Below are 12,300 nucleotides of genomic sequence, written 5' to 3'. Positions count from 1 at the left end.
GGGTTTGCGCTCATCGACGTGCTGGTGGGGCTGGCGCTCATCGGCGTCATCTCATCGCTGATGATGGTCTTTCTCGGCCAGGCGCGAACGATGATGCGCATCGAAAAGGCAACCGAGTTCCAGATGGAGGTCGACGCCGCATCGCGGTTCCTCGAGACGGCGATCAGCCACGCCGAACCTTTGCCTCTGTCGAAATCGTCGCCGGACCAGGTGCTTTATCTCAGCGGCGACGGCGCCCGGATCGAGTTCAATGCGGTTCAGGCGATCGGCTTCAAATCCTCGGCACTGCGCGAGATTGTCGTGTCGCTGGGCGGCCAGTCGGGAGGCGCTCTGGCCATCGTCCAGAAGACGCGGCGCGGCAGCAAACCCGGTGCCTCGATATCGAGCGAACCGGTGCGGCTGATCGGCGGCGTGAGCGCGATGAAATTCGAGTATCTCGACAGCACGCAGGCATCGCCATCCTGGCTGCCGGGTTGGAATGCGCCACGGCGGCTGCCTGCCGCCGTGCGGTTCACCGTCTCGGTTGTGCGCGATGGTGCGGCCTATTCATCGCGCGGTTTTGCCCGCCTCGATCTGGCGAATGCCCAGGTGCCGCGCACGAATTGAGCACCGATCCGCCGGCGGAGTTCCGATTGCCGTCAGTTGCTGACGTCCTGGTCTTCTCCGGTTCCGTCGGGCTTGCCGTCCTTGCCAAGGGTGCGGATGACCACGCCGCTGGCATCGGCCTTCACTTCGTAGGTGTAAGGCCTGCCCCACGGATCCTTCAGGCCGGTGCTTCCCTTGAGATACGGCCCGTTCCAGCGCGCCTCGCCGGCCGGCTGCGCGACCAGGGCATTGAGCCCCTCTTCACCGGTCGGATATTTCGCATTGTCGATATAGTAGAGCTCGAGCGCGCTTTCGATGTTTCGGATTTGCGCCTTGGCCGCATTGGTCCTGGCCGCGCCGAGATAGCGCAGCACCTGCGGTGCCGCGAGCGTGGCGATCAGCGCGATGATGGCGAGTACCACCAGCAGTTCGACCAGCGTGAAGCCGCTTTCGCTATCATCACGTTTGCGGCGCGATTCTTCGGAAGATTGAAGTCTTTCGGAGGGTTGAAGAAGGCGCATCATCAGAGCAGTCCCATGTCCAGACCTGCAAATTGCTCCAGCGCCCAGCTTGAGCCGAGGCCGATGGCGATAAACGGGCCGAAGGCGACGCGCGCCCGCGCTGCCGCCGGCCCTGTCGCCACCACCAGTCCGCCGACGAACAAAAGAGCGCTGGCGCTGGCGATGAACAGCAGCACCGGCAGCAGCAGCGGGCTGATCCAGCATGAAGCGGCCGCCAGCATCTTGACGTCGCCGAGGCCGAGTCCGATCCGGCCGGTCAACAGAAAATGGCCGCGCCGCAGCAGCCAGGCAGCGGTGAAAGTCACTGCGGCGAACAGCAGGTGCATCGGCAGACCGGCGGCGTCCGCCGCCGCCTGATAGGAAAGGCCGATGCCGGCCAGCGCCAAATTGAGCCCGTCCGGGATGATCTGCCGGCGGAAATCGGCGATCGCAATGGCGCAGAGAATGGCCGTCAGGGCGATCGTCGCAGCCAGCACGAGAGAAGGGTGCGCAGCCATCGTCAATACGCCAGCCTCTTCAGATCCTGCTGCAGCTTGGTGCCGCCGCGCCGCTTCTGGATCGGCGTCTGCAGGCTGATCTTGCCGCGGAATTCATCGGTCACTTCGCGGGCTTCGTTGATGTCGCGCACCACGCGCGGCCGGATGAAGATGATCAGTTCGGTGCGTCCAATGCTGTCCGTCTTCTGCTTGAACGCATTGCCGATAATCGGGATGTCGCCGAGGATGGGCACCTGGGTGCGGTCGACATTGTTGCGCGACTGGATCAGGCCGCCCAGCGCCAGGCTTTCACCGTCATTGACCAGCACCCGCGTCTGGATCTTGCGCTGCTGGATGGTCGGGGAATCGATGCCGGAGCTGGTCGTCTTCGTCACATTGCTGACCTCCTGCTCGATGTCGAGCATGACCCTGCCGGCAGCATTGATGCGTGGCGTCACCGTCAGGATGACGCCGGTGTCCTTCATCTCGACGGAGACGACCGGCGAACTGCCGAGCGTCTGGTCCACCACTTGCCGCGTGGCGATCGGCACCTGGTCGCCGACCTGCAAGACCGCTTTCTGGTTGTTGAGTGCCATGATGGTCGGGGCCGAGATGACATTGACGTCGGTGATGCTGGACAGCGCGTTCAGCGTCACCTGGATATTATCGGTCGCGTAGCTCCAGTTGAATCCGGGGAGTGCCGCCGCAGCCGCTCCCTTTGCTACGTCCGACAGCGAGATCTTCATGCCGCCATTCTCGAAGAACCAGCGCAGGCCGTATTTCAAATCGTCATTGAGCGTCACCTCGGCGATGACGGCTTCCAGCATGACTTGCGTCGGCAGCACGTCGACCTTGGCCAGGATCTGCTCGATGCGTTCATAGTCGCGCGCGGTGGTCTGGATCAGCAGCGCGTTGTTTTCGATATCGGCGACGACCGTGGCATGCGCGGGCGGCTGCCCGTCCTGCAAGGGCAGCGAAGGCGAGGGACCCGTCAACGGTGCCGGCGTCACGCCATCCGACTGCATGGCGATCGGCGTCTGGTCGGGCGACACGTTCGAGCCGCCGGATTCGCCTTCGGTCTTCACCGTGGTGCCGAGAACCGAGCTCAGCACCGCGGCCAGTTCCTTGGCCGGACGGTTCTGGATCTGATAGACGAAAAGCTGGTTCTCATTGGTCTCGGCCAGCCTGTCGAGCTTGTTGATCCAGGTCGAGGCGCGCGCCAGATAGGCCGGGCGCGAGGTGATCACCAGCACCGAGTTCAGCCGGTCGTTGGGGATGAACTGGATGAGCTTGGCGCCCGGCCCCTCCTTGGTGCCGAAGATCGAATCGAGCTCGGCGGCGACCGCTTCCGGCTTGGAGGTCTTCAGCGGATGCAGTGCCACCGACATGCCGCGCATCCAGTCGACATCGAACACCGAAACTGCTTCGCGGATGGCATTGAGGTCGCTGTCGCTGCCGGCGACGGTGATGATGTTGCGGGTGGAATCGACGCGCAGCACCGAGCCCTGGCGGGTGATCGGTTCGAGAATGGTCTTCATCTCGTCGGCGGCGATGAATTGCAGCTGCAGCACCTGCACCTTGACGCCGGGGCCGGACGGCGAGGTCGACGGCACGCTGACCGGCGGCGTCGAGGCCATGATCTCGGACAGCGGCACGATCTGGTAGGTGCCGCCGCGGCTGGTGATGCCGGCGGCGTTCACCGCCAGCGCCGATTGCAGGATGTCGACCAGCGCGTCCTGCGACACCGGCTGCGAGGTCTGCAGCGTCACCGTGCCTTGCACGCGCGGGTCGACGATGTAGTTGAGGTGCAGCGCGTCACCCAGCACCGCCTTGGCCGCGTCGGCGATAGGCGCATTGACCAGATTGAGCTCGAACTTGCCGGCGCCGTCGCTCGTCACCTTGGTGACGGGCGCGCCCGACGACACGAACTGGCCCGACCCCTGATACTGCGCGCCGTTGAAGCGCTGTGCGGCACTCTGCGCCGAGGTGACGGTGGYCGGCCCGGTATAGCCCGCCCGCAGCGGCGAGTTCTTGGCATGCAGGCTGTCGATGGTCTCGGTGAAAAAATCCTTGCCCGGCGAAGACGTGCAGCCGGCAACAGCCAGCAGCGTGCACAACACGACGCAATGACTAGGCTTGCTCGACATCCACCCGATTCCCCTAGGCTTTTACTCTAGGGCTTCTTGCAGGCCGATGTCGGGAATGATGGCGATGTTTAGGGTCTATCCACAGGGTAGGTGGTGGAGGGGTAGTAAACTGCTGGGTAAAAATGGGAGCGTCACGGATATCTACACCGGTTCCGTCTCGTCCATCATCTGCTTGACCGCATCCGCCGACTTGCGCATCTCCGCTTCGTCCGTGGCCCAACCCGCGAAGCGTTCCAACAGGGTGGCGAATGTCACCAATTCCTGTTCATCCCATTGCGCCAGTGATCCGGCGAAAATCCGCCATTTGGTCTGACGCACCGCCGTCACCAGGCGTTCGCTCCTGGTGGTGAGTTTGAGGCAAATGCGCCGGGCATCGAGTTGCGATGCGACGCGGACGGCGTAGCCGCGCTCAACGAGGTCGGCAGAGATGCGGCTGGCGCGGGAGGGGTCGATCCCCATGCGCTCGGCGATGATGCCGACCGTCACCTCGTCGCGTGAGGTGTCGCCGACGCCGGCGCTGAGTGCGATGATCGCATCGAGATGGCTTACTTCCAGCGAGGGATCGATGCGGGCCAGGATCAAACGGCCGAAGTCCCGGCGCTGGATCGAGCGGCGCACCTTGGTCATCACCGCATCGATGGCGGCGACGGCGTCGGCTGCCGCTTCGGACAGGCCACTGCTGCGCGCCAGGTCTGCGAGGTCCTGATCACCCTGTGTTTGACACAAGGAGGAAAATCGGTCCGGATTTCCTGGCTCGGTATGGTTGCTGCTCATACCCCAGCGCGCTAGCAAAAATATATGCTGGCGTCAACTATGTGCTACTAGCATATATTTGATATTGACATATATCTGCCCTGGGCACATAAACCGCGCCCAGTCTACGGAGATAGCAATGAGCCTCGACTCGACCCTTCCAGATGCAGCGCCGTTAGAGGCCGAAGCCGGACCCGACTTGACGACATTGATCGTCTATTTCGGCGCGCTGATCGCCATGTTCATGGCCACCATCGACATGCAGATCGTTGTCACCGCCTTGCCGACCATTGCCGGCGAATTGGGCAATCTGCACCTGTTCGGCTGGGTCGGCGCCGCCTATCTGCTGTCGACGGCCGCCGTCTCGCCCTTCTACGGCAAGCTCGGCGACATGTATGGCCGCAAGAACGTGGTGTTGACGGCGATCACCTTGTTCCTGATGGGGTCGCTGGTCTGCGGCATGGCATGGTCGATGGAGAGCCTGATCGCGGCGCGTGTCCTGCAAGGTCTTGGCGGCGGCGGCCTGATGGTCTCGGCCTTCGCCATGATCGGCGAACTGTTCGGGCCGCGCGACCGCGCCAAATATCAAGGCTACAGTTCGGCGGTGTTCGCGCTGTCGTCGGTCCTCGGTCCGCTGGCCGGGGGCTATATCACCAGCCTGTTCGGCTGGCGCTGGGTGTTCCTGGTCAATCTGCCGATCGGCATCGTCGTGCTGGCAGTGCTGGCGTTCGCCATGCGCAGCCGGTTCAATGAGAAGAGGCACCGCATCGATTATCTCGGCGGCTTGCTGCTGGCCATCGGCACCACGGCAATCGTCTATTGGGGCTATCATCTGCTCGACCCGGCCGGGCTGGATCTGCTCACTTTCGTGCTGCCGATAGTCGCGCTCGCCGCCATCGTCTCGTTCATCATGGTCGAGCGGCGAGCCGAGGAGCCGATCGTGCCCTTGCGGCTGTTCGACATTTCGACGGTCCGCGTCGTCACCGGCGTGTCGGTGGTCGCCGGATCGGTGACGCTGGGCATGTTCTTCTATTTCGCGCTTTACATGCAGACGCTGACGGGCTTGAGCCCGGCCGAAGTCGGCTTCCTGTTCCTGCCGGCTTCCATCACCTCGATGATCATCTCGATCGTGGCCGGACGGGTCATTGCCGCAACCGGTCGCTACAAATGGATGCCGGTGGTGGCGATGGGGATTGGCGGGCTGTTGATGATAGGTTTTGTCCTCATCACGTCGCACACGCCGATCTGGGTGCTGGCGGCGATGATGGCGGTGTTTGGCATCAGCATGGGCCTGCAGTTCCAGGTGCTGATCGTGGCGATCCAGGCCGCTGCACCACTGCAGGACATCGGCGCGGTGACGTCGCTGATCACCCAGGCGCGGACGATAGGAGCATCGCTGGGGCTGGCGTTGAACGGCGCGGTGATGACCTGGGCCCTGAACCGGCAGACGGCAGAACTCCCGGCCGACGCCGCAGCTTTGTTGCCGGACGGCTTGACCGGGCTGAACCCGCATCTGGCGTCGAGCCTGCCGCCGACGATCCGCGACGTGGTGCTCGGCCACTATTCCAGTGGCTTCAACGTGATGTTCATCTGGGTGGCGGCGCTCTACTTCGTCGCCATGGCGCTGACGCTTCTGCTCGAAGACATACAAATCCCGAAGCGGGGCTGAGGCCGAGCAAGTCGAGCTGATCGGTCCGGCAGGCTGACGGTATCCTGGCGTGACGGCGGCTCGTTCAGCTGTCGGTCAGCGACAGCGCGCGGGCGCGTTCACGCAGCAGGTCGAGCAGATGGTTGCGCCGCGGCTCCGGCGTGTCGATGGGCAGCACGAAGCAAAGCGTCTTGCTGATGGCGCCGTTTCCATCGCGGATGGGCGCGGCCATGCACCAGGTGAAGCGGTCGGCCAGAGCCGCGGTCTCGCTGTAACCCTGCCGGTGTGCCGCAGCGACGTCGGCGAAGAATTCGGCCGGCGCGATGACGCGGCCGTCGGGCAGCGTGTAGTCACCGGGCGGGATGAAATCGCGCAGTTCCTTTTCGCTCATATGGCCGAGCAGCAGCCGCCCCGATGCCGTCCACGGGATCGGCACCTCGACACCGACATCGCTCGAGATGCGGAACGGGCCGGGCGAGTCGCGGCAGTCGAGCACGACATATTTGTTGCCGCGCAGGCCGCACAGCTGGACGGTCTCGCCGGTTTCCACGGCCAACCGGTCCAGCGTCTCGATGATGCGGCGGTAGTGCGCGTTGTGATGCGAATAGGCCCAGCCGAACAGATGCATCGAACGGCCGAAATAGACGTAGCCTTCCGCCCCGACATTTTCGAGCATCTCGGCCTCGAGCAGGCTGTTGACGATCTCGTAGGTGGTCGARCGCGGCGCGCCGATCATCTTGGCSATGTCGCCGACACGCATCGGCGCGCGRTGCTKCAAMAGSGCCTCGAGCAGCATGATGACGCGGTCGATGCCGCGCCGCCGTTCACCGGGGCGCGCATCCTTGCCGGCGTCCGTCTCGATCAAATCAGCCACGCCATCGCTCATGTCAGCCGTCCAAAATCATTTCGGTCCTCGTCTCAAGACGCTTGAAAGATGTCAAGGCTCAGTCTAGCATCCCTTTTGTCCGATATACAGACACTATGTCTGAAATATCGGACAAACTAACGAGCCTGACGCAGAAAGTCCTGACGAAAAACAGACGGTTTCCGAGCCCGGCAACCGACGGGTTTGCTCGTCCCGACCCCGCACGTCCGGACATAACCTCAGAAGGGAAGAGTCATGATGAAATCGTCGTTTTTCGCATCCGCCAGCGCCCTTTGCCTCGGTCTCGTGCTGAGCCTGGGCGCGGGCTCGCAGGCCAATGCCGCCGCCAACTGCATCAAGGGCGACCGCAAGGCCCCCTACACGATCGGCTGGGCCAACATCTATTCGGTGCCGACCTGGATGAAGCAGACGCAGGGCACGATCGAAGCCGAGGTCGAGACGCTGAAGAAGCAGGGCCTGGTCGACAAGCTCGTCGTTACCGACGCCCAGGGTGACGCCAATGTGCAGATCCAGCAGATCCAGTCGATGATCGATTCCAATGTCGACGCCATCATCCTGATCGCCGGCTCGTCGACAGCACCGGCGCGCGTGCTCGCCGACGCTTGCGCCAAGGGCATCGCCATAATCAATTTCGACAGCCTCGTCGACACCGACAAGGTGACCGCCAAGGTCAACACCGAYTCCTCSCAGTGGGGCGACCARGCGGCCAARTTCCTGATCGACGCCATCGGCGGCAAGGGCAAGATCCTSATCCTCAAYGGCCCGGCMGGCGTTTCGGTCAGCGACGACCGGCGCAAGGGTGCGGATGCCGAGCTAAAAGCCCATCCCGATGTSAMGGTGCTKGCCGAGACCAACACGCCCTACAATGTCGCGCCTGCCCAGGAAGCCGTGACCAGCCTGCTCTTCGCCAATCCCGAGATCGACGGCATCCTGTCGCTCGGCGGCGCGCTGTCGGCGGGTGCCGTGCTCGCCCTCGACAAGCAGGGCCGCGAACAGGTGCCGATCACCGGCGAGAACGCGCGCCAGTTCCTCGAACTGTGGAAGGACAAGGGCTTGAAGAGCTGGGCGACGATGCAGCCGAACTGGCTCGGCGCCTTCGCCGCCTATACCGCCGTCCAGGCGTTGGAAGGCAAGGATGTGCCGGCTTTCATCAAGATCCCGCTGCCGGTCATCGACAATTCCAACATCGACGAATATCTCGCCCGTGCGAAGGATTTCCCGGCTGACGGTTACATCTATTCGCCCTACGATGAGGAGCTGTTCAAGAAGCTGCTGGCCCGGAAATAAGCCTGAAGGGTTTTAGCATTGATGACCACGGCTCCGCTGCTCGCGGCGCGGGGGGTGTCGAAGTCGTTCTTCGGCAACCCCGTCCTGCGCGACGTCTCCATCGCTCTCCAGCCGGGCCGCGTGCATGCGCTGCTCGGCGAGAACGGCGCGGGAAAGTCGACGCTGATCAACCTGCTGTCCGGCGCTCTGCGCGCGGACGGCGGGGCGATCGAAGTCGAGGGGCGCGCCGTGTCGCGCATGACGCCGGCGCTTGCCCGGCAGGCAGGCATTGCCGTCGTGCAGCAGGAGCTCAGCCTGACGGCCAGCCTGTCCATTGCCGAAAACATTGGCCTCGGCGCCTATCCCAGGCGGTTCGGCCTGATCGACTATACCGCGCTTGCCGCCCGGGCCAGGGCGGCATGCGAACTGGTTGGGCTGCACGAGCCGCTGTCTACGCCCGTCGGGCATCTGTCACTCGGCCGCCGGCAGATGGTCGAGATTGCCAAGGCGCTTTACCGCAAGCCGCGCGTGCTCATCCTCGACGAACCCACTTCGTCGCTGTCGTCGACGGAGACGAAAATCCTGACCGACCTGCTGGAACGGCTGCGCGGCGAAGGCATCGCCGTTCTCTACATCTCGCATCGGTTGAACGAAGTGATGGCGCTGTGCCAGCATGTCACCGTCCTCAAGGATGGCATCTGCACGGCGGACCGCTCGCTGGCGGGAACCGACGCCGCCGGGCTGGTGCGCCTGATGGTCGGCCGTGACCCCGGCGATCTCTTTCCGCAATGGCAGACTTTAAAATCTCCGGCCGACGCCATTTCCGTCCGCAATTTTTCGGCCGGCCTGATGCGCGACGTCGATCTCGACATCAGGACGGGCGARGTGCTSGGCATYGGCGGCCTRGTCGGGCAGGGSCAGGARGATCTGCTGCTCGGWCTTTACGGCGCGATTCCAGCCAGGACCGTATCGGCGAGCGTTAACGGCGTCCCGGGGCTGCCCGGCGGCGTGCCGAAAGCCAATGCGCTTGGCCTCGCCTATGTGCCGGCCGATCGCAAGCGCGAAGGCCTGCACCTGATCCATCCCATCATCACCAACATGATGCTGCCCACCTTCGCCAGGCTGCCGGCGCTGAAGCTGCGCAGCCGCCGGGCCGAACGCGAGACTGCCAGAGGCCTTGCCGCCCAGCTCGGCATCAAGGGCGATCTCGCCCGAGCGGCGCAGGCTCTCTCCGGCGGCAACCAGCAGAAGGTGGCGTTGGCGAAATGGATGCCGCACGACCCGCTCGTGCTTCTGCTAAACGATCCGACGCGCGGCGTCGATGTCGAGACCAAGCGCGAAATCTACCTAATGCTTCGCGCCTTCGCCGCCGCCGGCAAGGCCGTCGTGCTGCTCAGTTCCGACACGCCGGAACTGGTSCAYCTGTGCGACCGCGTCGCCGTGGTGCGTGACGGGCGTATCGTYGCCACGCTTGAGCGCGGAGCACTGAGCGAGGAGGCTATCGTTTCAGCGGCGATGGGCGCCGAAAACCGGAAGGTCGCGGCATGAGCATTGTTTCAACCGCAAGATTAGCCGGCGCGCTCTACTGGCCGGTGCAGATGCGCCGCAACATCGGCGTACGCAGCCTGTTCATCGTCGTGCTGGCGTTTCTCGTCGCTTACGGTGTTCTGTTCCCGGGCCTGTTTTCGGCTTCCGGCTTCGCCAAATTCACCCAGAGCTGGTTCCCGCTGGCACTGGTCGCGATGGCACAGGCGATCCTCATGCTGACCGGCGGCATCAGCCTGGCGATCGGCGCCACCGTCAGCCTTGGAGCGGTCATCGCCGCCACCACGATGGCCGGCCCGCTGGGTGTCGTCGGCGGCGCCGCCGCGGTGGCGCTGACAGGTCTCGGCATCGGCGCGGCGACCGGCTTCATCGTCGTCAGGCTTCGCCTCCCGGCAATCGTTGTCACGCTCGCGGGTTCCTTCATCATCGGCGGCGCGGCACTGCTGGTCCTGCCCAGGCCCGGTGGTGCCATTCCGGTGTGGCTGTCCGACCTGCTCGCCGGCAACACGCCCGCGGCCTTCGTGCTTTTGGTGGCGATCGTCTTTCTGTGGAAGCTCTATCTCGCCACTCCGCTTGGGCTGAGCCTCTATGCCGCCGGCGAAAATCCGGTCGGCGCCTATCGCTCCGGCGTGCCGGTCGATGCCGCGCGGATAGCGGCCTATGCGATCAGCGGCTTGCTCTCGACGGGTGCCGGCCTGTTCGTCGCCGCGCAGACGGGATCGGGAGATCCGGTCATCGGCGCGGCCTTCACGCTGAACTCGATTGCCGCCGCCGTGCTCGGCGGCATCGGCTTCCTCGGCGGGCAGGGCACGATGCGTGGCGCGCTCGCCGGCAGCCTGCTGCTCAGCCTGATGATCAGCGTCATGTTCTTCCTCGGCTTCACCCCGGTTGCGCAATATGTCGCCCAGGGCCTCATCATCATCGGCGCGGTCGCCATCCCGCAATTCCGCAAGGTGCAGCAATGACGGCATGGAATGAGAGTGCAGGCGGCAAACGCGCCTTGGCGATCCTGCGCAGCCGGCCGTTCCTGACAGTTGTCATCGTCGCCGCCGTCTGGATCGGTGCCAGCTTTGCCTCGCGCGGCTTCGGCGCCTATGGCCATCTGCGCTATCTGGTCGAACTCGGCGCCGTCATCGGGCTGGTCGCGGCCGGCCAGACCTTCGTCGTGATCGCCGGCGGCATCGACCTTTCGGTCGCGGCGATCGTCACCGTCAGCGCCATCAGCCTGCCGCTGCTGTCGTGGCCGGCGGATCCCACCGGGCTTGCTTCCATCCTCGCGGTGCTTGCGCTGACCACCGTGATCGGCGCGGTCAATGGGCTCGGCGTGGCGTTGCTGCGCGTTCATCCGATGATCATGACGCTGGCCATGGCGACCTTCCTGCAGGGCCTGCTGATCATCATTGCCGGCGGCAGCGCCGTGACCGCCGAAAACCCATTGGTGCACTGGCTTGGCAATGCGCGGCCTGCCGGCATTCCTGCCGGCATTGTCCTGTGGGTCATCGTCTCGGCTGGTGTGCTGACGGTCATGCATGCGACGCCGTTCGGCGCACGCATCTTTGCCATGGGTGCCAATCCGCTCGCCGCTTCGCTGTCGGGGGTGCCGGTGGCTTCGACGACGCTCGCCGTCTACGGCATCAGCGGCTTCACCTCGGGCCTGGCAGGCGTGCTCGTGCTGGGCATGAACGGACAAGGCTATGTCGGGATCGGCGATCCCTATCTCTTGGCTTCGATCGCCGCCGTGGTGCTTGGCGGCACCTCGATCCTCGGCGGGCTCGGAACCTATGCCGGCACCATCCCGGGCGCGGTCCTGCTGGTTACGATCACCGCGCTGATCACCGTCGTCAACGCATCGCCCGGCTGGCGCAGCATCCTGTTCGGGTCGCTGATCCTCGGCCTGCTGCTGCTCTCAGGCCGGGAGCAGGCCCGTCGATGACAGCTTGTCCAACCGGTAGATCCGTTTCGCATTGCCGAAGAACAGGGCTGTCTGCTCGTCCGAGGAAAGGTCCGCCGCAATGGTCTTGAAGCCGTCATATATGTCATCGAACGAAGCGTGCAGGCCGGCGACCGGAAAATCGCTGCCGAACATAGCGCGGCCGCTGCCGAAGCAGTCGATGCAATGCAGCACCACCGGGCGCAAGCTGGCGAGCGTCCAGTGATGATCGTAGGCGACCAGGTCGGAAATCTTGATGGCGACGTTCTCGTGGCGCGCCAGGTTTCGCAACCCTTCGCGCCAGAGCCGCGTTCCGTCGGCGTCGCGGTCGATCGGGCTGCCGCAATGGTTGAGGACGAATTGCTGTCCGGGAAAGGCCGCCGCCAGCCGTGCGGCATCGGCAAGCTGGCGCGGGAACACCATCAGGTCGAAGGCGAGCCGGTGGGCGCCAAGCAAGGCCAGGCCGGCGCGCCAGGYCGGMTCGTCCATGATGCSGTCGCGGGCGGCRAAGCGSCGGGCCGGRTCGGGATCCCAGCTCAATAT

At 64.4% G+C, this 12,300-nt stretch carries 12 protein-coding genes; 6 read left to right on the top strand and 6 right to left on the bottom strand.

All coding sequences use genetic code 11. From position 1 onward, the window contains the following. Positions 1-606 (top strand): hypothetical protein (locus AC1DX0_RS21580; RefSeq protein WP_477356790.1); only part of this gene is annotated, 606 nt, incomplete at its 5' end. Positions 607-638: 32 nt separating this feature from the next. On the opposite strand, the gene gspG is transcribed toward AC1DX0_RS21580, so the two are convergent. From gspG to AC1DX0_RS21560, 4 genes are all read right to left on the bottom strand, one after another. Further along, the gene (gene gspG, locus AC1DX0_RS21575; RefSeq protein WP_477222506.1) at positions 639-1,109 is read right to left on the bottom strand and encodes a type II secretion system major pseudopilin GspG; all 471 of its coding nucleotides are present in this window, start codon (positions 1,107-1,109) and stop codon (positions 639-641) included. Next, the gene (locus AC1DX0_RS21570; protein ID WP_477222505.1) at positions 1,109-1,603 is read right to left on the bottom strand and encodes a prepilin peptidase; all 495 of its coding nucleotides are present in this window, start codon (positions 1,601-1,603) and stop codon (positions 1,109-1,111) included. Before AC1DX0_RS21570 ends, gspG begins: the two co-directional genes overlap by 1 nt. Before the next feature lie 2 nt (positions 1,604-1,605). Further along, positions 1,606-3,729, bottom strand: a complete 2,124-nt coding sequence (gene gspD / locus AC1DX0_RS21565) for a type II secretion system secretin GspD (RefSeq protein WP_477356788.1) — start codon at positions 3,727-3,729, stop codon at positions 1,606-1,608. A 141-nt stretch (positions 3,730-3,870) separates the two neighbouring features. Continuing rightward, the gene (locus tag AC1DX0_RS21560) at positions 3,871-4,455 is read right to left on the bottom strand and encodes a MarR family winged helix-turn-helix transcriptional regulator (protein ID WP_477222503.1); all 585 of its coding nucleotides are present in this window, start codon (positions 4,453-4,455) and stop codon (positions 3,871-3,873) included. Between the two features lie 166 nt (positions 4,456-4,621). Between AC1DX0_RS21560 and AC1DX0_RS21555 the strand changes: the two genes are divergently transcribed. Continuing rightward, on the top strand, positions 4,622-6,151 hold the full coding sequence (locus tag AC1DX0_RS21555; RefSeq protein ID WP_477222502.1) for an MDR family MFS transporter: 1,530 nt from the start codon (positions 4,622-4,624) through the stop codon (positions 6,149-6,151). A 64-nt stretch (positions 6,152-6,215) separates the two neighbouring features. Here AC1DX0_RS21555 and AC1DX0_RS21550 read toward each other — a convergent pair whose 3' ends face one another. Continuing rightward, positions 6,216-7,016 (bottom strand): IclR family transcriptional regulator, encoded by an 801-nt coding sequence (locus AC1DX0_RS21550; RefSeq protein ID WP_477356786.1) that lies wholly within the window; start codon positions 7,014-7,016, stop codon positions 6,216-6,218. A gap of 234 nt (positions 7,017-7,250) precedes the next feature. Between AC1DX0_RS21550 and AC1DX0_RS21545 the strand changes: the two genes are divergently transcribed. The 4 genes from AC1DX0_RS21545 to AC1DX0_RS21530 are packed head-to-tail and all read left to right on the top strand — an operon-like array spanning position 7,251 to position 11,760. Beyond that, the gene (locus AC1DX0_RS21545; RefSeq protein ID WP_477356784.1) at positions 7,251-8,303 is read left to right on the top strand and encodes a substrate-binding domain-containing protein; all 1,053 of its coding nucleotides are present in this window, start codon (positions 7,251-7,253) and stop codon (positions 8,301-8,303) included. A gap of 21 nt (positions 8,304-8,324) precedes the next feature. After that, a complete protein-coding gene (locus AC1DX0_RS21540; protein ID WP_477222499.1) occupies positions 8,325-9,830 on the top strand; it encodes a sugar ABC transporter ATP-binding protein in 1,506 nt (501 codons plus the stop codon). Beyond that, complete coding sequence (locus AC1DX0_RS21535) at positions 9,827-10,792, top strand: ABC transporter permease (protein ID WP_477222498.1); 966 nt, start codon at positions 9,827-9,829, stop codon at positions 10,790-10,792. Before AC1DX0_RS21540 ends, AC1DX0_RS21535 begins: the two co-directional genes overlap by 4 nt. Next, positions 10,789-11,760 carry an ABC transporter permease gene (locus tag AC1DX0_RS21530; RefSeq protein WP_477222497.1) on the top strand — a complete coding sequence of 324 codons (972 nt, stop codon included), beginning with the start codon at positions 10,789-10,791 and terminating at the stop codon, positions 11,758-11,760. Before AC1DX0_RS21535 ends, AC1DX0_RS21530 begins: the two co-directional genes overlap by 4 nt. On the opposite strand, the gene AC1DX0_RS21525 is transcribed toward AC1DX0_RS21530, so the two are convergent. Continuing rightward, a partial coding sequence (locus AC1DX0_RS21525; protein WP_477356782.1) for an amidohydrolase family protein occupies positions 11,734-12,300 on the bottom strand: 567 nt, incomplete at its 5' end. The two genes, AC1DX0_RS21530 and AC1DX0_RS21525, sit on opposite strands and share 27 nt — an antisense overlap.

It is taken from the genome of Mesorhizobium sp. P3_A9 (genome assembly GCF_056402975.1).
This window is presented reverse-complemented; position numbering and strand designations above follow the sequence as displayed.

Coding starts and splice junctions, on each gene's coding strand:
- AC1DX0_RS21530 (WP_477222497.1), top strand. CDS start 10,789: ATGACGGCATGGAATGAGAGTGCAGGCGGCAAACGCGCCTTGGCGATC.
- gspG (WP_477222506.1), bottom strand. CDS start 1,109: ATGATGCGCCTTCTTCAACCCTCCGAAAGACTTCAATCTTCCGAAGAA.
- AC1DX0_RS21555 (WP_477222502.1), top strand. CDS start 4,622: ATGAGCCTCGACTCGACCCTTCCAGATGCAGCGCCGTTAGAGGCCGAA.
- AC1DX0_RS21535 (WP_477222498.1), top strand. CDS start 9,827: ATGAGCATTGTTTCAACCGCAAGATTAGCCGGCGCGCTCTACTGGCCG.
- AC1DX0_RS21570 (WP_477222505.1), bottom strand. CDS start 1,603: ATGGCTGCGCACCCTTCTCTCGTGCTGGCTGCGACGATCGCCCTGACG.